The sequence below is a fragment of the Glutamicibacter sp. BW80 genome, assembly GCF_002332385.1.
Taxonomy (GTDB): domain Bacteria; phylum Actinomycetota; class Actinomycetes; order Actinomycetales; family Micrococcaceae; genus Glutamicibacter.
Genome location: NZ_NRGV01000069.1, coordinates 1 through 25,179, shown reverse-complemented (window position 1 = coordinate 25,179; position 25,179 = coordinate 1). Strand labels below are relative to the sequence as shown.

Below are 25,179 nucleotides of genomic sequence, written 5' to 3'. Positions count from 1 at the left end.
AACGGAACGGCTATTTTGCGGTGGTGAACTGGTGATCCGCGGAAAGCAGGATGTTCAGCGCGAGGCCCTTTTTGTCTTCGACCAGGCTCGCTTCCCATTTGGTCTTGGCCAGGGCGAGCAGTTCCTCCGGGTTCTGCGGGGCAACGGGCTGCTCCACCAAGAAGCGCGCGACCTCGCCACGGGTGTGCTTGGCGAAATGCGAAACCACCTTCGGGACGCCATTGCGCAGCTGGAACACATTCACCGCAACGCAATTGCCATTGCTCGGTTTGTACGCGGCGGCGTAGGTGCTGGAGCGTGCATCCACGATCAGCTGCCCGGCGGCGACCTCGTCAAGCACCGGCGTCAGCCGCTTCTTCCACCAGCTGGCCAGCTTGCCCAGCGGTTCGAGCTTCGCCGACATGGACAACCGGTAGGGCGGGATCCGGTCCGCAAAGCGTACGGCACCCCAGAGGGCGGATACCACGATGATCGATTCGTCGGCGCGCCGCTGCGAGGATTCATCCAGCGAAGCATAATTCAAGGCTTCGAAGAGCACACCCGAGTAGATCTCGTGCGCCCGGGCGGAAGGTTCGGTATGCAGATTAATATTGCGGGCTACCTCTTTGGCCAGCGACGCTCCCACGCCAAGAACTTCCATGGCATCTTCGCGAGCCGACACTTCCGCGAGAGCCGACAGGACCTGACCGCGTTCGGCGACGAGCTCCGGGAAGGAGAGGTCTTCGATTTCAAACACAGCGCCTTCGGCGTGGGCGGTCTTACCTTCGGAAGGCGGCAACAGAATAAGCACGCCTTCCAGCTTATCGGAGATCAACCTCCGTTTCTTTCAGCGGCGCCGGCGCCGGGCGAATCCGGGGCATGTACCAAACGGGCACCGCTGGCTACGCTGGGACCACAAGCCTGCAAGCAGCCACCACAGTGAGGAAAGAGCATGTCCGAATCTCCGGAAACCGCAATGCCTGCTAGCGCCGAGCGGGACTATGACTTGATCGTGCTCGGCGCCGGACCGGCCGGCGAGAACGTCGCCGACTACGCAACCAAACGCGGATTGCGCGTGGCCATCGTCAAAGCCGAACTGGTCGGCGGAGAATGCTCCTATTGGGCGTGCATGCCGTCCAAGGCCCTGCTGCGCAGTGGACACGCGCTGCGTGCGGCACGCCGGCTGCCCGGGGCCCGCGAGGCGATCACCGGCGGCCTCGATGCCGAAGCGGTCCTCGCCCGACGCGATTCTTTCACCAGCAATTGGAGCGACGCGGGTCAGGTCGACTGGCTGGCTTCGGCGGGGATCGAGCTGATCCGCGGCCACGGTTCTCTGGCCGCCCCCGGCCTCGTGCAGGTCGGGGACCGGCAGTACTCGGCTAGTGCCGTCGCCCTGGCCACCGGATCCGTCCCGGTGCTGCCCGCTATACCCGGGTTGGCCGAAGCCAATCCGTGGGGCACCCGGGAAGCGACGGCAACGGCGCAGGTGCCGCCGCGTTTGATCATCATCGGCGGAGGCGTGGCGGGCACCGAGCTTGCCTTCGCCTTCTCCAGCCTCGGCTCCGAGGTCACGATGCTCTCCCGCGGGGCCTTATTGAGCCGCGAAGAGCCCTTCGCCGGTGAGCTGGTCTCGGCGGCCCTGAGCGGCGAAGGCGTGCAGGTGCGCTTCGGCGACACGCCGGTGCGCGTGGCGCGAGACGGGCAAGGAATCGTGAGCGTCCACTTGGAAGACGGCACCCAGCTTCGGGCCGAGGAGCTGCTGGTATCAACCGGCAGGCGGCCGAACACGAAAGGCCTAGGCTTGGAAGCGCTGGGCCTGGACCCGCACGGTGCGTTGAGCGTCGATGACACGATGCGCGTGGCCGGCACCGATTGGCTGTACGCCGTGGGCGACGTAAATTCGCGTTCGCTGCTGACCCATCAAGGGAAATACCAGGCGCGGGCCGCGGCCGAGGCGATCGCCGCGCGGCTGGAGGGCGCACCGGTTTCGGGCGAACCCTGGGCGAAGCATGCCGCGACGGCCGATCATGCGGCGGTGCCGCGCGTGGTTTTCAGCGACCCGGAAGTTGCGGCCGTCGGGCTGACCGAACACGAGGCGCGCGGCAAGGGGCTGGATATCCGGGTGGTCGAGCTGGATCTGGGCGCCGTGGCGGGAGCCAGCCTGCACGCGGACGCCTCCGCGGGGCGGGCGAATCTGGTCGTCGAGCAGACGCGCCAGGTGGTCATCGGTGCGACCTTTGTCGGGCAGGATGTCTCCGAGCTGCTGCATGCGGCAACGATCGCGATCATCGGTGAGGTGAGCATGAACCGGTTATGGCATGCGGTCCCGGCCTACCCGACCGTGAGCGAAATCTGGCTGCGGCTGCTGGAGGAGTACCACTATCCGGCCATCACTGTGGCCAGCGGCTCATAACCGATGTCGGCGCGCGCAAACTCGCGGGGCTAGAATGGTTAACGAATGGGATGACTAGGCGATCGCGTGCCGTGCAAACGGCCCGAGGAACGTCCGGGCTCCACAGAACAGGGTGGTGGGTAACGCCCACTCGGGGCAACCCGCAGGCTAGTGCCACAGAAAATAGACCGCCAGGCTTCCTGGTAAGGGTGAAACGGTGGTGTAAGAGACCACCAGCGTCCCGGGTGACCGGGACGGCTTGGTAAACCCCACTCGGAGCAAGGTCAGACAGACTGCGTTATGAGGGCTGTTCGCCCCATGCAGTCGGGTGGACCGCTAGAGGCTGTCGGCAACGGCAGTCGTAGATAGATGATCGTCACCGCGCAAGCGGACAGAACCCGGCGTATCGGTCATCCCATTCACCATCCGCTCACCTCGGGTGAGATGATTCACAGGCGTCCAGCCCCGCAACCGGGGCGCACCGTCTAGAATGGATACGTACTTGCGGGGATGATCCTGTTACCCCGCGCCACCGCAAAAGCAATGGTGCTTCTCACGGTGCCAACCGACTTTATGGATCTGTAAGTCGGCTGAATTGGAAGGATTTTCTGTGACCCAGCAGTCTGTCGTTGCCCAGGAAGAATGGAGCGGGCGCGAAGAGCTCGCCGAGGCCATGATTCCGCTGATCGGACGTCTTTACCGCAAGAACAATGTGGTGACCTCCATCTACGGGCGCAAGTTGATCAACCAGTCCGCAATTGACATCATCAAGGCCCACCGCGTCGTGCGCCGGATCGATGGCAAGGAACTGGCCTTGACGACCACCATGCCCCTCCTTGAAGCAATTGAGACCTTGAACCTCGGTTCGGTTTCCGTTGACTTGGGGCGCCTGAACAAGAAGTTCATCGAATCTGGTTCGCAGGACCTGAACGCATTCTTGACCGCAGAGCTCGGCGACAAGGTCGGCCAGGCCGGCGCTTCGGACGTTGAGCCACAGGACGTAGTGCTCTACGGCTTCGGGCGCATCGGCCGCCTGCTGGCCCGCATTCTCATCGAGCGCGGCGGCTACGGCCTGCGCCTGCGGGCCATCGTGGTGCGCAAGGGCTCGGATGATGACATCATCAAGCGCGCCTCGCTGCTGCGCCGCGACTCGGTGCACGGCCGTTTCGACGGTTCGATCACCGTTGACGAAGCCAATAGCACCATCCAGGCCAACGGAACGCTGATCAAGGTCATCTACTCGAACGACCCAACCACCGTTGACTACACCGAGTACGGCATCAACAATGCCATCGTGGTGGACAACACCGGTCGTTGGCGCGACGAGGCTGGCCTGTCCCAGCACCTGCAGGCCAAGGGCGTCGCCCGGGTCCTGCTCACCGCACCGGGCAAGGGCGATCTGAAGAACATCGTGCACGGCATCAACGATTCCTGGATCACCGCCGAAGACAAGATCGTCACCGCCGCTTCGTGCACGACCAACGCGATCACCCCGGTGCTCAAGGCCCTGAACGACAAGTTCGGCGTCATCCACGGGCACGTCGAAACCGTTCACTCGTTCACCAACGACCAGAACCTGATCGACAACTTCCACAAGGGCGAGCGCCGCGGCCGTTCGGCGGCCCTGAACATGGTCATCACCGAGACCGGAGCCGCCAAGGCAGTGGCCAAGGCCCTCCCGGAGCTGGAAGGCAAGCTGACCGGCAACGCCATCCGCGTACCGACCCCGGATGTTTCCATGGCGATCCTGAATCTGAACCTGGAGAACGGGACCACCAAGGAGGAGCTGAACGCTTACCTGCGTGAAGCTTCGCTGACCTCCAGCCTGCACCGCCAGATCGACTACATCGATTCCCCTGAGGTCGTTTCCTCGGACTTCGTCGGCTCACGCCGCGCGGGTATCGTTGATGGTTTGGCCACCATCGTTTCGGACAAGAACGCCATCGTTTACGTGTGGTACGACAACGAATTCGGCTACTCCTGCCAGGTTGTCCGCGTGATTGAATCAATCGCAGGCACCCACCCGGTAGCAGTTCCAGCAGTGCAGGCGCAGGCAGCTAACGCCTAAGCCTCCAGCGCGCAGGGCGAAGCCCCGATCCTTGGATAAGGATCGGGGCTTCGCCCTTTAATGCGGCTGCCGAAGTTGAGTTGCTATTGTTCGGTGCATGCATTCAAGAATCCGGACCGGTGGTCGATCTAACTTCTTACGTGCCGGCGCACTGCTGGCCGCCGCGCAAATCACCTTGTGCGCGTGCAGCTCTAGCGAAGGGGCCAGTTCCCTGAGCCTGACCTCCGGCACCCCCCGTGCGGTGGTTGATGGGCAGAGCGCGGATGCGCAGGGAGCGCCGGCCGGCGAAGGAGAGGGGGAGTTGCTGGTCGGTCCGGGCGGATGCTTTGCGCTCGATGGCGATGACGGTGCACCGGCACTGCTGGTGTTCCCGGAAGCAACCCAGGTGCTCACCGATGGCTGGCCGGGCCTGGCGCTCGCCGACGAACAATATTTGGTGGGCAACGACGTGCTGTTCAGCGGCGGGTACCGCAAGTTGGATTCGGCCGAGCGCGAGGCGGTGTCCGCATGCCAGCCGCAGGGTGAGGCGTTTTTCGTGCAGGCGCCTGCGGAGAAATAACATCAATCGGCTCATTCGAAACTATGTTCTAATGCTGTTTTTCGGTTTAGGGGCGAAGGACTCAGATTGAGTTCTGCTACGCTCAACGCACCAAGACCGGGGGACTGCGACCATGCGACCAGAGCTATTATTGCCCGCAAGGATGGCCAGCCAGCTGCTGCTGGAGCCGGCAGAATCGATTCTAAGCGCCGCTGGGCATATGCTGGCTGTCCAGTCCCAGGATTTCACTGCCGGTCGCTACGCGCTGGCTCAGCGCGCGGGGATCGGCGTGACCAGGGCGCAGGTGGACGAACTGTTCAACTCCGGCAAGCTGGTACGTTCCTGGACCATGCGCGGCACCCTGCACATCTGCTTGCCGCAAGACCTCAAGTGGCTTATGGAAAGCACCAAGGAACGCACTCTGCGCTCGAACGCGCCACGGCTGCGCGAATTGCTAATTGATGCCAACGCCATTGAGCAGGCCGCCGGGGTCGTTGCCAGCTATCTGGCAGATCACGGTCGCGCCAGCCGTGACGCCCTGTTCGCCGAATTGAATTCGCACGGTATGCCCACCGCCGGGCAGCGCGGGATCCACTTGCTGATGGTGCTGGTGCAACACGGGCTGATCTGCCTAGGCCCGATTCCGGCCGATGCAAAGCTGGCCGCCCAGGATTTTGTGCTGCTAGAGCGCTGGGTTACCGAGCATCAAGAGCCGGAGAATCCGCTGCATGAGCTATTGCTGCGCTATCTCGGCTCCCACGGTCCGGCGACCCTGCGCGACGCCGCTTGGTATACGGGCCAAACGCTCACCACCATGCGGCGAACGGCAAGCGAGCTCGGCACGAGCCTTGTGCAGGTAGGCGTCGACGAGCATGGAGATGCTTACTGGGTAGTGACCGGCTCCCGTGCCGAGCAAAGCCTGGAAGCACCAGGCCTCCCCGGCCTTCCACTGCGGCTGCTGGGTGGATTCGATGAGTACTACCTGTCCTATGCCAACAGGAGACCGATTGCTGACGAAGCGATGCAGCGGCAGATCGCTCCCGGAAAGAACGGAATGTTCTTGCCGTTCTGGCTCGAACAAGGGCGAGCAAAAGAGGTCTGGAACGCCAAAGCAGCGCCGGCCGATCCCATCGGTGCGGCGCTGCATCAGCGGTATCTAGAGTTCAGGACCATCCGGCAACCGGCGAAGGATTAGTGTCCGAAAGGGTCTTCGTCGGTCCCAGGTAGCCAGGTAGCACCCGGAACGCCCCAGCCCAGCGCCTTCTTCGCCTTCAGCCAGCGCTTATCCCAGCGTGGCACGAGCTTGTCCACGTACAGGAATCCGTCAAGATGATCGAATTCGTGCTGCATGATGCGGGCGAACCAGCCATCGGCTTCGAAGGAGACCGGCTTGCCGAATTCGTCCACGCCTTCAACCTTGGCGTAATCGGCGCGCTTGAGCGGGAAGTTCAATCCCGGAACAGAAAGGCAGCCTTCGGCTTCTTCGTCCGGATCCGGGTTCGCCTGGGACACCTTTGAGAGGGTCAGTACGGGGTTGATCAGTACGCCGCGTTCCGGCGCGCTGTCCTGATCCGCATAGATGTAGGTGAAGATGCGCAGGCCAACGCCGATCTGAGGTGCTGCCAGGCCAACCCCGTGCGCCGCGTCCATGGTGGCATGCATGTCGGCAACGAGTTGACGAAGCTCGTCATTAAACTCGGTGACTTCAGCGGCGCGCTGATGCAGTACGGGTTCTCCATAAACGGTGATCTGCCGAATGGGCACGTGATCGGTTCCTTTCGAAAGTGCTTAGGGTGCTTATCCAATAGTTTCACGGCTGATCGGAGTTGTGCCACCACGCAGTTTCAGCAAAACTTCTCACCCGTGGCCTTGGCGGGGAGCCCGCCGGGCGCTGCTGCCCTCGTGCCTTAGGGCAGTTCCGCGGGAATTCCACTGATTTACTAGTCAATATCCATAGTTGAGGCACCACGGTGGTACCTGGGCATGCCTCCGCAAGGTGAAATCCAGGTAGCGCACCGGGCGCAGGTGATATGCGCCTCAGCGCGATAGGGAGGTGCTAAGCAGCTGCAGATACAGGTGTGACCGTGAAGCGCCGGAAGCTGAGCAGGTGTTTCGAACAAGGGTTCGAATGTATATTCGAATGCTTTTGGTTCGAGCAAAGCGGTGTGAATGAACGCAGTTAAGCGGGAAAGGCTAGCGCCCCCATGGCGCTAGCCTTTCCCGCAGAGCTTGTTAGGCGCTCTTGCTGATGCGAGTGTCTAAAAGCTTTGTCCCCAATGAATCGAATTTTGAATCCCCCAAGATTCCTCATGCATAATTCGATCCCCACGCGCACTAGTCTAGGGCGGCAAACCCATGTTGAGCAGTGCAAACCGGACACTAGGTAGTCTTTGGCCCGGATACAGGTATCGTTTTGAAGTCCTCATCGAGGATTTCATCAAAGACCGCCCCCGAATCACTGACCGGAAGCAGCTGGCGACGATCGGTGATGCCTAATTTAGCGTAGGACCGCTGTAGGTGGCCTTCCACCGTACGCGGGGAGAGGAATAGCTCCTCGGCGATTTCTTGATTGCTGCTACCACGCGCGGCCATCACGCAGACTGCGTATTCGCGTTCGGTTAACAGGGAGCGGACGATACGCCCGCGCCCCAGCGAGGGAGTGTTGACTGCTGCCAGCGGGGCAGCCAGTTCCACGCAGAGCCCGAGCAACCGCGTGGCGAGCGCTCGCCGACCAAGATTCCGCGCCCGCGAAGAGGCGCGATGAGCAAATTCCGCCGCATAGAGCGGGCGGCCGGCTGAGGCATGCACTTCGCAAAGCCGCTCAATGCCCTCCTCGCTCAGCGAGTCCAGAACCCCCGCGTATCCGGCAATTGCCCGTGCCAGGGGTCCCTGGACCTGCTCAGCGGCAGCTTGGAGCTGTGCCTCGTCCTCGGAAAGCTCCAGTCGCCATGCGTCATGAAGCAAGCGCATCCTCAGCAGCTTGCGGCCGAACTTGTCCGCATGGGCCAAGCACCGCTGCAGATGCTCCAGCGCGGCCTGCCGGCCTTCGAGCTCAAGGATCACCGGCAGTAGGTAGCGTTGGGCCAGCGGGCGCATGATCTGCCCAGCCACGTCGGGGGCCGAACGAGCCATATCGTAGTGGAGACGAGCCCTGGGGATATCTCCAATCATTACCGCGGCCGCCGCCGCGAATGAGGAGGTAAACCCGGCAACCAGATAGGGATCGGACACCGAAATGAGGGCGAGCGCCTGCTCAAAAGACCCAAGGGCCTCAACGGCCAGTCCCTGTTCCAAGAACTCAATGCCGATGCCGGTCAAATAATTTGACGGGTTCAAGGCCAGAGTCGTGAAATCAATGTCGCCCAATATTGAAGCCAGCGCCTCACCGCCGCCGCCCAAGGCCGACATCAATGCCGGTAGTGCAAAAACTATCTCCGACTGCACCGCCGGGGTGGCGCTTTTCCAGAAGCCGTCCGCGACCACGTCCAAAACTTCTTCGAGCGCGTCAACCGGTCTGCCGGCATAGCAATCTTCGATAATCGCATGAGCTAGGCAAGCGGTGCGCAGTTCGGGCGAGATCCTCTCATCACGCGCATATTCACGAAGCTTGGAGGAGTCCACAATTTGCTGCGCCCGGGCGCGGAGGATCAATCCGAACGCGCGGCTCTCGACCGGATCCTGCGGTCCCGATTCAATGATTTCCAGAGCTAGGTCAGGACGCGCCAGACCGGAAAAAGCAATCCTGGCTGCCACGCCTCGTACCTCGGCACTGCCGGTCCGGAGCAGGGGCTTGAGTACCGCTAGGGCGGCCTCTGACTTCGCTAGTTCATACAGGGCATCTGCCCGAAGCACCAAGAGCTTCTCCAGCATCCGCTTGTCCGTGAAGGATTCGTGCCTCACGGAATCCGTCAATGCGACCACCTGCGCGAAACGGCGCGCATCGGCCGACCCCACAACGTCTTCGAACAACTCGGACGCCGGAACCTCGATCCCCAGCTGCACGCGGTGAGTGGTGAATCGTGCGCGCGCTTGCGAAGTCAACACCTCGCGGGGAAAAGCGCTGTCGGCGCGCTGCAGATAACCGCGAAGCTTCGTTGGGGACAAGGTGCTCAAGACGCTTTGCGCGGATAGCCCCGCACTCAGCTCAACCGCTAGGTCGCGCTCGCCGGTAGCCTCATCCAGGGAAAGCACAATGAGTTTGGCCAGCCGGGAGTCCAATAGGTTCGATAGCAAGTCGCCGAATAAACGCTGTGCCAGCGGATAAGGCAGCCTTCCGGTGACCGACAGCAGTTCTACGGCCTCGCGGATTTCTTCTGGCTGGTCTTTGAGTCGCGACGAAATGAGGTCGGTAATTCGCGAACCTTGGGGATTCCATTGCCGGTCGAGGGTCCAGTAGCAGCCCTTCAGCGTCAGCGCTCGCGCAGTTCGCGCATCAAGGGTGAGCTCGCGCAGATGCAGCGCGTTGCCGCCGGAAAACTCTAGCAGCATCTCAACGGTGGCGGAATTGACCTGGCCGCCGAGCACATGCTTGAGAATGGCTTCGGTGTCTTCGAAGGTCAGTGCGGAGAGCCCGATGCGCTTTGAATGAGAATCGGAGCGGAGGCCCCGCAGCGGCTGTGGCAGTTCATGGACGGCAGTGGTTGCCATGACCAATTGGATGCTTCGGGTCACCGACAGATGGGCCAGTACCGCTGCGCTTTGTTCATCGGCGAATTCGGCTTGATCCAGAAGAATGCACAGTTTTTCATTCGTGGTGTATTGAACCAGCGAAGAGATCATTTCACCCGGTGTAGAACCGGCGTTCTTCAACGGCAGCTGCGCGCAGAGAGTTGTTAGCAGTGCGAAAGGAACAAGCTCAAGAGCCTTCGCCGCGGTGAGCCAATACAACTTCTCCTCGGTACCCAAGAGGATTTGACGGGCAAGCGTCGTACGCCCGGTTCCCTGCTGGCCAACCACAAATATCGCGGCTCCTTGCACTGTTGCCGAGCGGGCTTCCCGAAAACTGCTTTGGAGCGAGGGAAGCACCGTCGGTAGTGCGCTGCGGAGACCAGCCATAGGCACCAGTGTGTACTTCGCTCCGTGGCCGGTCAAGTAGCGAAGTTCCTAATACAGGTAGAGATCGCGCTGTACAGCAGGCGCTTGACTGGAATACTCTACGCATGCGTTGCTCGCATCAATTTACTATTGCAGTGGACCAGGGCTAATTCCAGTGGATATTAAACTTTGCGTGTGGAATTATGGGGAAATTTGCAAGCGGTGCCGCGAGCGGCGTGCAGCAGTTTAAAAAGAAAAACAAAATCGGCCTGATCCGTAACTTTCGTTTTGGATCAGACCGATAATCAGGGGTGAGTAACGGGGCTTGAACCCGCGACCTTCTGGACCACAACCAGACGCTCTACCAACTGAGCTATACCCACCATGTTTACTTAGCTACTAGTCGGAACGTCAGAGACGCTCGAACTGATTTCAAGCAACGAGAAATACTATACACGCATCCGGTCCGAAAATTACAATCGGAGGATAGTTTGAGCGGGGGAGTCCAGCGATTACGAAAAATCGGCCTGATCCGTAACTTTCGTTTTGGATCAGACCGATAATCTGGGGTGAGTAACGGGGCTTGAACCCGCGACCTTCTGGACCACAACCAGACGCTCTACCAACTGAGCTATACCCACCATAATTGCTTCGTTACTAGTCAGTTCGCTTTTGCGTCCCGACTTCGTATCTGGCAACGAGAAATACTATACACGCACCCGGGGGGTGAGTGCCAACTCGAAAGGGCCCTATTGTGCTGTGTTGTGCATCACCCGCTTTTTAGGGCCCTGACTAGTCGTTACTTTTCGGCTGCCGGGGAGAGTTGTGAAGCGATCTTGCGCGCTTGATCGGTGCTCGGCCCCGGTGCGGGGACCATGATCGCAGCCCGGTAATAGCGCAGTTCATCGATCGAGTCCTGAATGTCACCCAGTGCGCGATGGTTGCCGGTTTTGGCCGGAGCTGCGTAATGAGCCTTGGTGTACCAACGCCTGCTCAGTTCCTTCAAGGTGGATACATCAATGATTCGGTAATGCAGGTGCTCGATAATTTCTGGCATATCGCGTGCCAAGAAGTTCTTATCGGTCCCGACCGAGTTACCGCCCAATAAAGCCTTGTTGGGTTCTGGAACATGCTTACGGATGTAGTCCATGACCAGGCGTTGGGCTTGATCCATCTGCATTCCGCCATCGAGCTCTTCCAGGAGTCCGGAGACCTGATGCATATTGCGCACGAAGTCATCCATCTGGGCCAGGGCGGCATCCGCTGGCTTGATCACCACCTGGATGCCCTCATCGGCGATATTCAGTTCCGAATCGGTGATCAGCACAGCTACTTCGATCAACGCATCGTTGGCCAGGTCCAAGCCGGTCATCTCGCAGTCGATCCATACAATTTTTTCTGAGTTACTAGACACGTGACCAATCTACCCGTTGTGCGCGGTGTGGGGGAGCGCACGGGGCGAAAGCTTGGTGGATGCTGGTGTCACACCTGAACCCCGGTCTTGCTCAATGCTAAAATCATCTGAGATTTCCGGACGTTGAATTATGGGCTCTCCAATGATTTCCCGGACTTGGCGTCGATTTTTTTAAACGAACTTTTTGTCCGATCCAGCACGAGGTGTCATGGTGTCCGCTAGCAAACCAGAAGTGCTGGAATCCCAGCCGTACCCTGGTGTCAATAAGACGTTGCTCAGCGGCATCGTCGGTTCGTCCATGATCCTCTTCGGGTCCTTCGGAACGGGCTGGCTTGCCAGCGTTTCACCGCTTAACCGTGATCCGTTCTTCATCATGGTCCGCACCGAAGCCACCGGTGTGACCATCAGCGTGATCTTGCTGGCGCTCGGTTGCTGGCTGCTGTTTCGAGCCTGGTGGCGGTTGGGGCAGAAGCTCAAGGGCTGGGACGCGGGTTCGCTGAAGATCGTGCGCCGCGCGGTCTGGCTGTGGAGCATTCCGATGCTCATCGCGTTGCCGATTATGAGTCGCGACGTCTTCGCATATATTGGCCAAGGCAGACTCGTCGACGCGGGGCAGGACCCCTACGTCGACGGCATCTCCAGCTTGAACAATTGGTTCCAGCTGGGAGCCGACACGATGTGGGCACAGGACGGCACTCCCTACGGCCCGCTCTTTCTGACCATTGAATACATCGTGGTCAACATCGTGGGTGGATCCACCGATGCGGCAGTTCTCGCCTTCCGCGGGATTGCGCTCATCGGCGTACTGCTCTGCCTGCGCTACGTTCCCAAACTGGCCGAATTGCATTCCGTCTCGGGTGCCAAGGCGGCCTGGATGACGGTGGCCAATCCGTTGTTCCTGGTGAACTTTGTGGCCAGCGCGCACAACGATGCGCTGATGACCGGACTGTCGGTCTGGGCCGTCTACCTCGCCTGCAAGCGCCACGGATTCTGGGCCATCGTGGTGCTCGCCGCCTCCATCGGCGTCAAGCCAATCACCCTGGTGCTGCTGCCATTTATCGGCTTGCTCTGGGCCGGGCCGATGGCCAGCTGGCCCCGGCGTATTTTGTACTGGGCCTACTCCGGATCGATTTTCCTGGCGCTCATGACGCTCGTTGGTTGGATGAACGGCTATTGGTTCGGCTGGCTCGACGTGCTGCTGAACTACAAGGGCGTCGGTGTGTCCATCATCGCGCCACTGGGCATGCTCACCGTCGGACTTTCTGGCATCTTCAATTCCTTCGGCCTGGAATCGGGCTGGGTGCTTCCGGTGGTGAAGACCGGTGGCCAGCTGCTCGCCGTGGGTCTGGCCATCATGCTGATGTTCCGTGGCAAATACTCGCATCTGGTCCAGCGCATGGGCATCGCCTATGCGGGGATCGTCGTGCTATCCCCGGTGATCCAACCGTGGTATCTGCTGTGGTTGCTGCCGTTCTTCGCCGTCACGGGACTGCGTGACGACTGGCAGATGCTCTGGCTGCATCTGACCACGATCTTCTTCTTGGCTTATCAGGCCGCGGACCAGATTTTCGTCTGGCAGTTCCTGCAAGAGAGCCTGGTGCCCCGAGTTCAGCTGATCTCTTGGAGCATTTCGATTATCTGCGCCTTGTACCTGGTCTTCCTTGATCCGAAGACTAAAACGATCTGCCCCGAATTGCTTAGCTCCACCAACTGGCTGAAAAAGAAAAAGAAAGCCTAGTGAGCGTGCAAGTGCGAAATTATGAGCGGCATGCCACGCCGCTGAGAACCCTGGGGTGGCAGGGATTCGCCGCCTCGGCGTTGATCACCGTGGCTTCGTGGGGGATCGGCTGGTTTCCCCGCAGCCAGCTCTCCCCGCTGGCACGCAGCGGCTTCTTTATCGAATTCCGCACCGAAGTTTGGGGCGTGATTAGCTGCATTATCCTGATGGCGCTGGGGCTGGCGTGGCTGACTCGATCTTGGATCTTGGCTCGGCCGCTAGTCGAAACCGCAGATACGATCCACCCAAAGCAGTTGGGCAAGTTGATCGCCATGTGGTCCGCGCCGCTGATGTTCAGCTTTCCCATCCTCAGCCGTGATGTCTATTCATATTTGGCCCAAGGGCGGATGCTGCACGCGGACAAATCGCCCTACCATGAGGGTATTTCTGCACTTCCTGGCTGGTTCGATGGCGGATCCGATGGGCTCTGGGCTCAGTCGCCCTCGCCATATGGGCCCTTTTTCCTGGTCTTATCGCGCATCATCTACTTCGTCTCCAACGGCGTGCCGGAGATCGGTGTGGGTTTGCTGCGCGTCGTCGCGCTGCTCGGGGTCATTGGCTGTTTCCATTTCACCGCGAAACTCGCCCAAAAAATGGGGCAGAACCCGAACTGGTCCAACTGGGCCATCGTGGGCAACCCACTGTTTTTGCTGACCATGATCGGTGGCGCGCACAACGATGCGTTGATGATCGCCGGAGTGTTCAGCGCCTTCGCCCTGGCCTATGACCGCCGCGCCATCGCGTCGACCTTTGCGCTGGCCATCGCGGTTTCCGTCAAACCAATCGTGCTGCTGGTCCTGCCCTTCATCGGGTTGATCCTGCTCGGTCAGAACCACCGGCTGCGTGCGCGCTGCGTCGTCTGGCTGAAGGTTTCCTGCTATTGCCTCGCCTGGCTTTCGGTGATCGGCGCGGTGACCAACCTCTGGTTCGGCTGGCTTCCGGCGATGTTCACCGCCGGCGACGCGGCATTCCCCTACGCCCCGGTGGGACTGATCGGCTGGTCCTTCGGCAATCTCGTAGGGCTCCTCGGTGGACCGGTAGCGCTGACTCAGTCGATCGTGGTGACACTCTTTCAGGCCTTCTCCCTGCTGATCGTCGCCCGGCTCGCCTTGGCGAAGGATATTTCTCGGCCCGTCCGCCTGGCCGCCTGGGCGCTGTCCGCGGTGGTTTTGCTCGCCCCGATCATCCAGCCCTGGTACATCTTGTGGATGATCGCCCTTTTCGCGATCTCGCACCGAGTCTCGTGGTCTTCGGAGAAGCTCATGATCTACCTGTCCAGCTTGATCCTGCTGGTGGTATTCGTCGACCAGCTATCCATCGAACAGTGGCATATCGTCTGGCTGATGCGGGTCCTGGCGGCGGTGATCGCGGTGGGACTGATCGCCGGGCTTTTCCGATTCGATCCGAAGACGCGCACCGTGCTCAGCGGAAACACCGGTCCTGCCACCATCCCGGAATCTCCCACCGGGCGTTAACGAAGCTCACACCTGGCATCCCAGCTTCTTGGTATCTTTCTCCGCTTAGATAGAAATATGCAAACGATGTTCTGGCCCGCAACGATAGCCATGCTCGGCGCTGCTCTGTTCCTTGGCGCCGCCGGTATCTTCCTGCTCGCAATCCAGTACCACCGCCACGGTCGCTTATCGTGGCGGCGCACGCTGACCACCGGCGCCGCGGTGATTTATGGTTTTGGATTATTCAGCTACACGATGCTTCCGCTGCCCGAAACACGTACCGCATTCTGCCGGCCCGGGGTGGCCATCCCGCAACTAAATCCATTGAACTTTCTCAACGACTTCGCGCTGTCCTACGAACTGGGCATGCGTCACTTTTTGACGAGTTTCACGCTGTGGCAGGTCTTATTCAATGTGATCTTGTTCATGCCCTTAGGTATTCTGGCGGTTCGCTGGCTGCGCGGCAACATCTTCCTCGGCACGCTCATCGGACTCACCGCGAGCCTAGCAATCGAGCTGACCCAGTACACCGGCATCTGGGGACTCTACACCTGCGCCTACCGCGTGGCGGACGTGGACGATGTGCTGACCAACACCCTCGGCGCCCTGATCGGTTCGATCGTGGCATACCTGCCTATCTTCAGCTGGCTGACCGGACCCCGCGAATCGAGCGCTGCGAATGCCGCGCCGCGCGAGGTCACCCGGCTGCGCCGTTTTATGGCCAACGCCTTCGATATAGCTTTTGTGCTGGCGCTGGTCATGCTCACCACCTTTGTCCTGGAAATCGCCGAAAAACTGGGCGCACCGCAGGCCTCCTACAACCTGACCGAGCGGTGGATTCCTTCCATCTCCGTGCTGCTGGTCTTCCTGCTCCCCACCCTCGCGCCGGGACGCGCAAGCCTGGGTCAGCGTTGCGCCTGGATCCGTATCGCCGGAAAGCAGCGGCGCGAAGCCTCCGCGTGGCAAGCCTTGCTGCGCAGCCTTTTGGGGCTCGGCGGAATTTCCTTCGCCTTCCAAATCGCCGACAGCATCTGGGCGGTCAGCCCCTGGGCCTGGCTGAGTTTGCTGGTCCTGGGCTACGTGGTGCTCAGCTCGCTCTTCTTGCTCTTTGATCGTTCCGGCCAGGGTTTGGCCGGGCGGATCACCGGCACCAGATTTGTCGATCGCCGAATGCGCTAAGCGCGCACCGCACAACGCCCAGCCGATGAGGCTAAAATAGTTCCGGAGCCGGTGCCCGATACCGCTGGTAACTACATTCGCTTTGTTGACGTTCCTATTCATTTCTCGAAAGTAAGGTCTGCCCCGCAGCATGGATAACAAGCCAGAAATTCCGCGCGAGCCTCACCGCGCCGTCCTAGGAACCGCCGTGGGTGCCACGGTCTTGATCGCGATCGGTGCATTCGTCCTATCTTTTGCGGCCCTGACCGACCTCGCCGAACGCTCCGGCATCGACTCAAGCCTGGCCTGGATCTGGCCAATTATCATCGACGGTATGATCGTGGCCGCTACGGTTGCGATCGTGGCGCTGAACGGGTTCAACCGCAAGGCAATGATTTACCCGTGGTCGCTGCTGTTCTTCGGCGCCATCGTGTCCACGGCGGCCAACTCCACCCACGCGATCCTTACCGTGGACTCGATAGTCAACGGCGTGCCACCGCTGGTCTCGGCGCTTGTCGCGGCCATGCCGCCAATCGTGCTGCTGGCCATCACCCACCTGACCGTACACATGTACCAGAAGAAGTCCGAAGCCTCGAAGCTTCGCGCCGAATACGAATACGATGAAGATGCGGCCAACGCCGAGAAGTACGGCGTCGCCTACGATGACGGTTACAACGCCGCGCTGACCGACTCGCAGCAGGCCGAAGCCGAACGCGTAGCCCAGCTGGAGCAGGATCACCAGGATGCCATCGCCAGGGCCCGTGCCGAGGCGATTGCCCAGTCGCGTGCCGAAAAGGTCACCCCGCTGAAGCAGGCTCCGGCGGCCAGCGCACCAGCCACCGCGGCCAAGCCGAAGAACGATGACAAGGCGCCATTGTACGAGGATATGGCCAAACGGCTTTCGCGTCCGCAGGCCTGAGGCTTCCACCCGTTTAGCAGCATACGAAGGACTTATTGCATTTCACCGCACTAGGAGGCAAGACTATGGATCAATCGACCAGCAGCACCGAACCGGCACAGTTCAGCGACCAGATCGACGAGGCAGTTACTCGTTTCGAAGCGGTCGGTGCCGAGCTCGACGAGGTGCTCAGCGCGATGAAAACCAAGATCCGTTCGTTGTTCCACGGCAGTGAAGTCCAACCCTTGTTCGTGACCGGAAGGGTGAAGACTCCGGAGTCCTTCCGGTCCAAGGCCTCGCGCCAGCTGCAGGAAACCCCGGAAACAAACCCGGTGCTCGAATTCCCCAACCCGTTGCGCGAAATCCACGACATGGTGGGGCTGCGCATCATCGTGATGCTGCCCCACGAAATCCAGCAGGTCGCTACGCTGATCAAGGCCCACCGCGAGGACTTCGATTGCCGTAGCGACCGGGAGAAGGACATCGGTTCGGTGGAATCCGGAACCTACGGCTACTCCTCACGCCACCTGCTGCTCAAAACCCGCAATGAACCGAGTGTTTCCAAATTCCAGGAGGCCCTGGGCAAGCCGGTGGTTCCCAGCGGCAACTTCGTCTTCGAGGTGCAAATCCGCACGGTGCTCCAGCACGCCTGGAGCGAGATGGAGCACGATATTCGCTTTAAGCATCCCGGCGAGGCGGCCTGGAACCCGCAGATCGACCGGCATTTCACCGCGACCTCCGCGATGCTCGAAACCGTGGAGAACTACTTCACCGACATCGACGATCTCTACCACCGGATGAATGGCTATCACGACCGGCAGGGGCTGGGCGCCGAGAAGCTCTCGGGGGAGAAGATCGGTGAAATCTGGCAGACCCTGCTGCCCCATGTGGACCGCAAACGCGATGACGACTGGTCCTGGGCTGCCGAACTGCTCGGCGCGCACGGCATCGACGCGACCTGGCAGCTGGCCGAGCTCCTGGACGCGAACGTGGTCACCGAGGTCCGCGCGGCGCTGGACCACCGGTATTCTCCGGGGCCGGACCGGCTGCTCGACGACGTGCTGCTGTGGCGCTTCGGCAAGGAGCATATCGAAAAGACCAGCGGCTCGGATCTGCGCCGCGAGGCGTCGCTGCGCCGCCGGCTGATTCAGATGAAGGACTTCCGCTCCACGCAGCGCGGCTAAGCCACCTGCCTCCGCCCGCCACCAAGACCCGGTGGCGGGCGGCGGCTTTTTGCTTCCGATGTCGATTCGCACACAGTAAGGCATAACCCAGCTGGGCGACCGGTAGGATAGTAAAGTTGCCCTTGATAGGGCCAATAGATTTTCCTTACCCCGTTTCGAAAGGGCCACACCATATGATTTCCGTAGCCAACCTTGAGCTACGCGTCGGCGCCCGCTTGCTGATGGACGAAGTAAACTTCCGGATTGACAAGGGCGACAAGATCGGACTGGTGGGTCGTAACGGTGCCGGTAAGACCACCATGACCAAGGTTCTGGCCGGGGAAACCCAGCCAACCGGCGGCGACGTGTCAAACAAGGGCTCCATCGGCTACCTGCCGCAGGACCCGAAGACTCCGGACATGGAGCAGCTCGCGCGCGACCGCATCCTGGCGGCCCGCGGGCTGGATATCGTGCTGAACAAGCTGGCCAAGAACCGCGAGGAGATGGCCAGCGAAGACGCCAGCATCTCCGCCAAGGCCATGCGCCGCTACGACCGACTGGAAGCCGAGTTCATGGCCGCCGGCGGTTATGCCGCAGAATCCGAAGCCGCCGCGATCTGTTCGAATCTGGATCTGCCAGAACGCATCCTGGACCAGCCGTTGAGCACGCTCTCCGGTGGTCAGCGCCGCCGTGTGGAGCTTGCCCGCATCCTCTACTCGGACGCCGAAACGCTGCTGCTTGACGAGCCGACCAACCACTTGGACGCCGACTCCATCACCTGGCTGCGCGACTTCATCAAGAATTATGCCGGCGGCGTGCTGATGATCAGCCACGATACCGGCCTGCTGGACGCCACCGTGAACAAGGTGCTCTTCCTGGACGCCAACCGCGCCACGGTGGATGTCTACAACATGAATTGGAAGCGCTACCAGGTCCAGCGCGAAACCGACGAGCGCGCCCGCAAGCGCGAGCGCGGCAACATCGAGAAGAAGGCCTCGGTCTTGACGGCGCAGGCCAACAAGATGAAGGCCCGTGCCTCCGGTGCCTCCGCCGCCCAGTCGATGCTCAAGCGTGTGGACCGCATGCTCTCGGGACTCGAGGATGTGCGTGCCAACGATCGTGTCGCGGCGCTGCGCTTCCCGGATCCTGCCCCTTGCGGCAAGACCCCGCTGATGGCCGAGGGCCTGTCGAAGGCCTATGGTTCGCTGGAAATCTTCACCGACGTGTCCTTGGCAATCGACCGCGGTTCCAAGGTAGTCATCCTGGGCCTGAACGGTGCCGGTAAGACCACCTTGCTGCGCATGCTGGCCGGTGTCTCCGAACCGGACACCGGTGAGATCGTTCCGGGCCACGGCCTGAAGATCGGCTACTTCGCCCAGGAGCACGACACCCTGGATACCGAAGCCACCGTGCTGGAGAACATGCGCCGCAACGCGCCCGATCACCTCAACGATGCAGACGTGCGTTCGATCCTCGGCTCGTTCATGTTCGTCGGCGATGATGTGTCCAAGTCCGCCGGGGTGCTCTCCGGCGGCGAGAAGACCCGTCTGGCCCTGGCGACCATCGTGGCTTCCAGCGCGAATGTGCTCTTGCTCGATGAGCCGACTAACAACCTCGACCCCGCCTCGCGCGGAGAGGTGCTTGGCGCGCTGTCCACCTTCCCGGGTGCCGTGGTCATGGTCAGCCACGATGAGGGCGCGGTGTCGGCCCTGAAGCCTGAACGCGTGGTCATCTTGCCCGATGGCGACGAAGACCTGTTCAACGACGGCTACCTGGAATTGGTCTCACTGACCTAAATCAGCGACTGCACATTCATCGCGGGCCGGCACACTTGCACAGTGTGCCGGCCCTTGGTGTTATATCCAGCCGTGAGGTTAAGTCTGCACTGTCTGCCGTCGGCTCGTGAAAATTCGTCCAAAGACGGGGATATTAGAAAATCCGGAGGCGGTGCACGCTTCCGGGAACTTGAGCACCTGGCTAAAACTATCGGAATTAACAGGTTCTGGCTCGAAGTAGCCGGTTGAAGTGCTGATCCATATCCACTTTCCAAGGAGAAAGTTCCTGCTATCTTGGAAGTATGGATAGTTCACCTGCTGACGATGGTCTTGATGGGTGGCCGCACCCCGACCCGAAGACTGCCGCTCGAATGCTGGAGGAGGCCAAACGGGTAGATGCTCGCACACAGGAACTAGTGGCCCAGAACCTCCAGTCCGCCCGTAGCAAATGGAAACCGGCGGTGTTCTTTACATATATAGCAACTTTTCTGTTGGTATTTACCGGACCTCTAGGGCATCTTGGCATTTCGGATGCATACGCCGGGCGGCTATGTGCGACATTGCTAATCCTGCCCATGCTTATGTACACGTTATTGATTCAGGGTGCTAATCATCGGGAATCGGCCTCAGCAGTTATTGTGTTGAAAGGTCGCAAGTTGGTTAGTGTCTTATTCGCCGTCCTTTTATTTGCGGCATTGCCGACTGCAAGTATGTTGGGAATCGCCATACCGTGGTGGATGTGTCTTGTAACCGCAGCGCTCATAGTCTTACCGATGGCTGCGAGCACGTTGGCCGGGCGCCGGCGCACCGGGAACCAGGTGCAGCAGAGTCGCAGAGCATGGAATCTCGCGCCGCTGAACCTCCGTACTCGGCTTGGCACTCTCGCAGCGGCCCTCTACTTAGGAATCGCGATTTTCTCGCTCTATTTTTCCTGGTTCGCTCTCGCCCAGTTCGTAATGAGCATGTTAATGTTGGCGCTGGTCATTTTAGGTGCCTCCAGCAGAGGATTGGTCAAACTCGGTGCCCACTGGAGAGATCAAGAGTGGTTCGCTTTCGGATTGTCGTTTTTCTTGTACCAGTTGTCCATGCTGGTCGCTATACGCACGACATGGGACTCTCCTGTAGTTGGAGTCGTAAGCGCGATCGTTGTTGCGCTTCCCATGGCTCTCGGCGCGTTACTTAGCAAGCAACGATCATGAGCGGCGGAGAGAATGAGAAACAGCATCCACGACACCAACTGGATGATGCTTTGCTCACACCAGTTCGGTTTTCGCTCATGGCCGCGGTGCGAGAAGACGCAGAATTCGATTTTGCAACATTGCGGGACATGATTGAAACAGAAGATTCAACCCTTAGCAAAGCGATCAGCTACCTGCAAAAAACTGGCTATGTTGTGCCGCGAAAAGGGTATGTCGCAAATAAACCACGTACTTGGGTGCGTGCGACTCCGGCAGGAACTGCCGCATTTAGGCGTCATCTCGCAGCGCTTCAAGAAATTGCAGCTGGGCACGGCGAAGATCTGAGCTAATTCAGCAGCAGTGGATCGTCCGTTATAAAATTGTTCGGTTCCAGCAGGTTCACAATCTAACTCGTCTGGCGTGCCGCACTCTCGGAATCGCATACAGTTTTCACCAATTGTAAGAACGTCAGTTGATCAGATGCGACCATCACGGTAGCTGATTCGTTGTTCAGAATCTCTAGCCACTGGATTTGGAGTAGCTTCACAATTTTGAACCTGTTCTGATGGTTACCCAATCGCCCCAACCGCAAATTAATGCAGGGGGGTATAGATTGGTCTCACCGCAGTACGGTTCAATCCGCTCAAGATAGGACAGCGCAAGCTGCCGGAACGACTGGTTCCGCACACAGCGCTCCGCGCCTTCCTGCGATTCAACAGATTCAACTGACTTGAACCGGCCGCCGAACCAACGTTTTGTAAATTATCGGTAGCCTGACGCAATCCCGGGCAAAATTTTCCAAGATATTCCGGGTCGCTAAATCACTGGCGAAATGGCTAGGGCACCGAGATATCTCGTTGGAGCTCGGATACCAGCCTGCGATGTGGAGACGATCCCTGGACGCAAGCAGCAACCCGGGGGGCTGATCCAAGATGCCGACGCACCTCGCTTGGGGGCAGATTCTCAGCTGAAACAACTGACCCTAACCGAGTTCCGGTTAGGGTCTGAAGTTTTGCTGTACTCAGCGCGATTCGCTGGAGGAGCCGGCGTCGCGCGGTTCATCGAGCATCGCGTCCTCGTAGGCCTCGTCGGTCAGCGAACCGTCGCGCCTGAACTTCTTCTCCTGCTTTGCGCGCAGCTTGCGCACCCGGTGCACCGGTTCGTCGAAGCCCAGTGCCTTCGCCTCGGCCAGCTCGGCGGCGTCTTCGGCGTTGATCTTTCGCTGTTGCTTCACCGCATACCAGAAGCCGACGAAGGCAAGCACGCCGAAGGCGTACCACTGGTAGGAGTAGGACAGGTGCGGGCCTTCATCGGTGTCTGGCTTGTCCAGCGCAAGCGGCGTCGTGGCCGGCGCCGGATCTTCCGCGTACATGATGCCGTAGGCGCCTTCGGCGATTGGGTAGCCAAGATCCGCGGCATAGCCCGGCAGGAAGATGGAGGCTAGCTGGCCCTCGGGGGCACCACGATCCAGTTCGACTTCGGTTGGCTTCAGCCGAGCCTCCAGCGTGACGGTGCCCGTTGGGGGAGCCGGGACCTCATCGGGGCGACCGTTTTCGGAGTTGCCGATGGGCAGGTAGCCGCGGTCGATAATGACCGTGGCGCCGCTTCCGGTGCGGAAAGGCACCAGCACCTCATAGCCCGGACGGGCCGCCTTGATGCGGTTGCGCACGATACGTGTGTCCTCGGCGAGGTACCGGCCGGTGAGCTTCACCGTCATCCAGGTATCTTCTTCGGGCAGCGCGTCGAACTTCGCCAGGGCCGCATTCCCGGAGACCGGTTCGGCATCGTAGTTGTTGTTCACGTGGGTGATCGCGGTGAGCACCTCGGCGCGGCGATCAGCCTGCCACTTGCCGAGGCCCGTGCAGGCGGCGGCGAAGATCACGACGAGCAGCAACCAGCCCACCCAGCGGGTGCTGGCCAAAAAACGGTACATTTACTGATTGGCTCCTTCGCCCATTGGCAGAGTTTCCTTATAGAGCAAGCGTTCCTTGAGGTAGGTCTCCAGCCATTCGCGATGCTCCTGGCAGGCCAACCAGATCTTGCGTCGTTCCGGGGTGTGGATTTTGGGGTTATTCCACAAAAGCTGATATTCGGCCGGCAGGCGGCATCCCTTGCGGGAGCACTGCACCGGGGCCGGGGCGGAATTTGCGCCACCAAGCGAACCCAACAGATCCATCTACGCCTCCTTCGGAGTCTCGGTTGGCGGGGCCGGCTCGACGAGTGTGCCGTCGATGATGACCACTTCTGGTTCCTCGACCCCGGTGGCCTGGACCTTGTTTTCAAGCTGTTCCGGTTCGGTGCCCGTGAAGAACTCCGCCGGCGGCTCACGCTTGGTCAGATCTGCACCGCCGTTCGCAACGACCACCGCGATATAAGGAAGAACGATCGCCCCGGCCAGCATGACCCAGCGAATCCAGCCCTCAAAAAAGAAAGCCAGAATGAAGCACACCATGCGCACGGTCATGGATATCGTGTATTTGCGTACACGCAGATCGCGCTCGGAGCTATGGGACTCGTGCGCTTCGGTAATGCGATGAACCGGCTGGTCCTTGGGACCGGGGTTCGAGTGCTGGTGTGACATGGCTTTCGAACTTCGCTCAACGGGGTTATTTCTGCCCCTATTCTCTCACTTGAGCCTGTGAGAACCGAATTTCTACATGCCGTCGAAGCGGTAATACTGCGGGGTAGCTAATAGGATTGTTCTCAGAGTAGCTACTGACCTAAGCAAAGTGCCTGATCCTTCGCCCGCAAACGGACGGTGTGCAGGAGAAGCATGGATGGAGAAATACATTGAGCACGGATACCACCAACGGCCGCAGCGTACTGGTCACCGGCGGAAACCGCGGAATCGGCCTAGCCATTGCGCGTTCCTTTGAAGCCAACGGCGACAAGGTAGCGATCACCTACCGCAGCGGAGAGGTGCCTGCCGGGCTGCTGGGCGTGAAGGCGGACGTCACCGACGCGGAGTCGATCGACGCGGCCTTCAAAGAGGTCGAAGCGGCTCACGGCCCGGTCGAGGTGCTCGTCGCAAACGCCGGTGTTACCAAAGACACCCTCCTGTTGCGCATGAGCGAAGACGACTTCACCTCGGTGATCGATACGAACCTGACCGGCGCCTTCCGTGTGATCAAACGCGCAACCAAGGGCATGCTGCGCCTGAAGCGTGGGCGCATAGTGCTCATCTCCTCGGTGGTGGGGCTCTACGGCTCGCCGGGCCAGATCAACTACGCCGCGTCCAAGGCCGGACTGGTGGGTATCGCCCGTTCGCTGACCCGCGAGCTGGGTTCGCGCAATATCACCGCCAACGTGGTCGCCCCGGGCTTCATCAATACCGAAATGACCGCCGTGCTTCCGGAAGAAACCCAGAAGTCATACCTGCAGTCCATCCCGGCCAACCGCTTCGCCGAACCCGAAGAGGTAGCCAACGTGGTCCGCTGGGTTGCCAGCGACGAAGCGGCCTACATCTCCGGTGCCGTGATCCCGGTCGATGGCGGCCTGGGCATGGGCCACTAGAACTACCCCCAATCTTCAATCATCCTAAGGAGTAAGAAAAGTTGAGCGAATACAAGGGTGCAATTGTCACCGGTTCATCCCGCGGCATCGGCGCTGTCACCGCACAGATCCTCGCCGAACAGGGTGTCGGCGTGGTGATCAACTACCGCGCCAAGGCGCCACGAGCCAACAAGATCGTGAGCACCATCGAGGAAAAAGGCGGCAAGGCTGTCGCCGTCGGCTCTGACCTCACCACCGTCGAAGGCCCGCAGGCCCTGGTTGACGCAGCGGTCGAAAACTTCGGTTCCCTCGACGTGCTGGTGCTGAACGCCTCCGGCGGCATGGAAACCTCCATGGGGGAGAACTACGCGCTGCGCTTGAACCGTGACGCGCAGGTCGCAATGCTCGAGGCGGCCCTGCCAAAGCTGAGCGAGGGCGGCCGCGTGGTCTTCGTGACCAGCCACCAGGCGCACTTCATCAAGCAGGTCTCCACCATGGATGCCTACGACCAAGTCGCGCAGTCCAAGCGTGCGGGTGAAGACGCCTTGCGCGAGTTCATCCCGAGGCTGGCCGAGAAGAATATCGACTTCGTTGTCGTCTCCGGCGACATGATCGAGGGCACCATCACCGCGACCCTGCTCAACCGCGTAGAACCAGGCGCCATCGAGGCCCGCCGCGAGGCCGCCGGCAAGCTGTACTCCGTCGAGGAATTCGGCGCCGAGGTTGCCAAGATGGTCTTCGCCGAGGTGGAAACCGGTCACACCGAGTACGTTGGCGGCGCCGAGGACTTCCTGAAGCAGGCAGGCCAGTAACTACCTGCTGATCAGCTGATCAACTCCAAAGCCTGTTGCCCGCCCCC

21 protein-coding genes, 2 tRNA genes and 1 other RNA gene are annotated in these 25,179 nt (G+C 60.4%); 15 read left to right on the top strand and 9 right to left on the bottom strand.

The annotated features are described in order from the left end of the window. Positions 1–10: 10 nt before the first annotated feature. Positions 11–790: a peroxide stress protein YaaA gene (locus CIK76_RS17425; protein ID WP_096288815.1), complete on the bottom strand. Its 780-nt coding sequence runs from the start codon at positions 788–790 to the stop codon at positions 11–13. A 141-nt stretch (positions 791–931) separates the two neighbouring features. On the opposite strand from CIK76_RS17425, the gene CIK76_RS17420 reads away from it, so the two are divergent. The 5 genes from CIK76_RS17420 to CIK76_RS17400 all read left to right on the top strand — a co-directional run bounded on the left by CIK76_RS17420 (position 932) and on the right by CIK76_RS17400 (position 6,172). Beyond that, positions 932–2,392 (top strand): NAD(P)/FAD-dependent oxidoreductase, encoded by a 1,461-nt coding sequence (locus CIK76_RS17420; RefSeq protein WP_255248529.1) that lies wholly within the window; start codon positions 932–934, stop codon positions 2,390–2,392. 46 nt (positions 2,393–2,438) lie between these two features. Next, positions 2,439–2,793: RNase P RNA component class A (rnpB, locus tag CIK76_RS17415), an RNA gene on the top strand. A gap of 188 nt (positions 2,794–2,981) precedes the next feature. After that, positions 2,982–4,439 (top strand): glyceraldehyde-3-phosphate dehydrogenase, encoded by a 1,458-nt coding sequence (locus tag CIK76_RS17410; protein ID WP_096288801.1) that lies wholly within the window; start codon positions 2,982–2,984, stop codon positions 4,437–4,439. 97 nt (positions 4,440–4,536) lie between these two features. Beyond that, positions 4,537–4,998 (top strand): hypothetical protein, encoded by a 462-nt coding sequence (locus CIK76_RS17405; RefSeq protein WP_096288799.1) that lies wholly within the window; start codon positions 4,537–4,539, stop codon positions 4,996–4,998. A 112-nt stretch (positions 4,999–5,110) separates the two neighbouring features. Continuing rightward, entirely contained in the window at positions 5,111–6,172 is a 1,062-nt protein-coding gene (locus tag CIK76_RS17400) for a winged helix DNA-binding domain-containing protein (RefSeq protein ID WP_096288797.1), read from the top strand. Here the strand turns inward: CIK76_RS17400 and def are convergent. The 5 genes from def to orn all read right to left on the bottom strand — a co-directional run bounded on the left by def (position 6,169) and on the right by orn (position 11,425). Beyond that, positions 6,169–6,741, bottom strand: a complete 573-nt coding sequence (gene def, locus CIK76_RS17395) for a peptide deformylase (RefSeq protein WP_096288795.1) — start codon at positions 6,739–6,741, stop codon at positions 6,169–6,171. The two genes, CIK76_RS17400 and def, sit on opposite strands and share 4 nt — an antisense overlap. A gap of 615 nt (positions 6,742–7,356) precedes the next feature. Further along, positions 7,357–9,933 carry a helix-turn-helix transcriptional regulator gene (locus tag CIK76_RS17390; protein WP_176484296.1) on the bottom strand — a complete coding sequence of 859 codons (2,577 nt, stop codon included), beginning with the start codon at positions 9,931–9,933 and terminating at the stop codon, positions 7,357–7,359. A gap of 388 nt (positions 9,934–10,321) precedes the next feature. Next, positions 10,322–10,394 (bottom strand) — tRNA-His (locus tag CIK76_RS17385). A gap of 182 nt (positions 10,395–10,576) precedes the next feature. Beyond that, positions 10,577–10,652 (bottom strand) — tRNA-His (locus tag CIK76_RS17380). Positions 10,653–10,810: 158 nt separating this feature from the next. After that, entirely contained in the window at positions 10,811–11,425 is a 615-nt protein-coding gene (gene orn / locus CIK76_RS17375; protein WP_096288791.1) for an oligoribonuclease, read from the bottom strand. A 208-nt stretch (positions 11,426–11,633) separates the two neighbouring features. On the opposite strand from orn, the gene mptB (CIK76_RS17370) reads away from it, so the two are divergent. The 8 genes from mptB (CIK76_RS17370) to CIK76_RS17335 all read left to right on the top strand — a co-directional run bounded on the left by mptB (CIK76_RS17370) (position 11,634) and on the right by CIK76_RS17335 (position 21,178). Continuing rightward, positions 11,634–13,163 carry a polyprenol phosphomannose-dependent alpha 1,6 mannosyltransferase MptB gene (gene mptB / locus CIK76_RS17370; RefSeq protein ID WP_255248528.1) on the top strand — a complete coding sequence of 510 codons (1,530 nt, stop codon included), beginning with the start codon at positions 11,634–11,636 and terminating at the stop codon, positions 13,161–13,163. Beyond that, positions 13,163–14,677, top strand: coding sequence for a polyprenol phosphomannose-dependent alpha 1,6 mannosyltransferase MptB (mptB, locus tag CIK76_RS17365; protein WP_096288789.1), 1,515 nt, complete (start codon positions 13,163–13,165; stop codon positions 14,675–14,677). The genes mptB (CIK76_RS17370) and mptB (CIK76_RS17365) overlap by 1 nt, the downstream gene beginning before the upstream one ends. Before the next feature lie 57 nt (positions 14,678–14,734). Then, a complete protein-coding gene (locus tag CIK76_RS17360; RefSeq protein ID WP_096288787.1) occupies positions 14,735–15,835 on the top strand; it encodes a VanZ family protein in 1,101 nt (366 codons plus the stop codon). A 130-nt stretch (positions 15,836–15,965) separates the two neighbouring features. Continuing rightward, entirely contained in the window at positions 15,966–16,733 is a 768-nt protein-coding gene (locus CIK76_RS17355; RefSeq protein ID WP_096288785.1) for a DUF2637 domain-containing protein, read from the top strand. A 65-nt stretch (positions 16,734–16,798) separates the two neighbouring features. Beyond that, positions 16,799–17,896 (top strand): (p)ppGpp synthetase, encoded by a 1,098-nt coding sequence (locus CIK76_RS17350; protein WP_096288783.1) that lies wholly within the window; start codon positions 16,799–16,801, stop codon positions 17,894–17,896. A 173-nt stretch (positions 17,897–18,069) separates the two neighbouring features. After that, positions 18,070–19,671: an ABC-F family ATP-binding cassette domain-containing protein gene (locus CIK76_RS17345; RefSeq protein ID WP_096288781.1), complete on the top strand. Its 1,602-nt coding sequence runs from the start codon at positions 18,070–18,072 to the stop codon at positions 19,669–19,671. 395 nt (positions 19,672–20,066) lie between these two features. Next, positions 20,067–20,849: a hypothetical protein gene (locus tag CIK76_RS17340; RefSeq protein ID WP_141393608.1), complete on the top strand. Its 783-nt coding sequence runs from the start codon at positions 20,067–20,069 to the stop codon at positions 20,847–20,849. Beyond that, complete coding sequence (locus CIK76_RS17335) at positions 20,846–21,178, top strand: transcriptional regulator (protein WP_096288777.1); 333 nt, start codon at positions 20,846–20,848, stop codon at positions 21,176–21,178. Before CIK76_RS17340 ends, CIK76_RS17335 begins: the two co-directional genes overlap by 4 nt. A gap of 671 nt (positions 21,179–21,849) precedes the next feature. Here CIK76_RS17335 and CIK76_RS17330 read toward each other — a convergent pair. The 3 genes from CIK76_RS17330 to CIK76_RS17320 are packed head-to-tail and all read right to left on the bottom strand — an operon-like array spanning position 21,850 to position 23,409. Continuing rightward, complete coding sequence (locus tag CIK76_RS17330; RefSeq protein WP_096288775.1) at positions 21,850–22,761, bottom strand: SURF1 family protein; 912 nt, start codon at positions 22,759–22,761, stop codon at positions 21,850–21,852. Further along, positions 22,762–23,004, bottom strand: a complete 243-nt coding sequence (locus tag CIK76_RS17325) for an acetone carboxylase (RefSeq protein WP_096288773.1) — start codon at positions 23,002–23,004, stop codon at positions 22,762–22,764. Continuing rightward, positions 23,005–23,409 (bottom strand): DUF3099 domain-containing protein, encoded by a 405-nt coding sequence (locus tag CIK76_RS17320; RefSeq protein WP_096288771.1) that lies wholly within the window; start codon positions 23,407–23,409, stop codon positions 23,005–23,007. Between the two features lie 209 nt (positions 23,410–23,618). On the opposite strand from CIK76_RS17320, the gene CIK76_RS17315 reads away from it, so the two are divergent. Then, on the top strand, positions 23,619–24,341 hold the full coding sequence (locus tag CIK76_RS17315) for a beta-ketoacyl-ACP reductase (RefSeq protein WP_096288768.1): 723 nt from the start codon (positions 23,619–23,621) through the stop codon (positions 24,339–24,341). A 41-nt stretch (positions 24,342–24,382) separates the two neighbouring features. After that, the gene (locus tag CIK76_RS17310) at positions 24,383–25,132 is read left to right on the top strand and encodes an SDR family oxidoreductase (RefSeq protein WP_096288766.1); all 750 of its coding nucleotides are present in this window, start codon (positions 24,383–24,385) and stop codon (positions 25,130–25,132) included. Positions 25,133–25,179 lie beyond the last annotated feature (47 nt).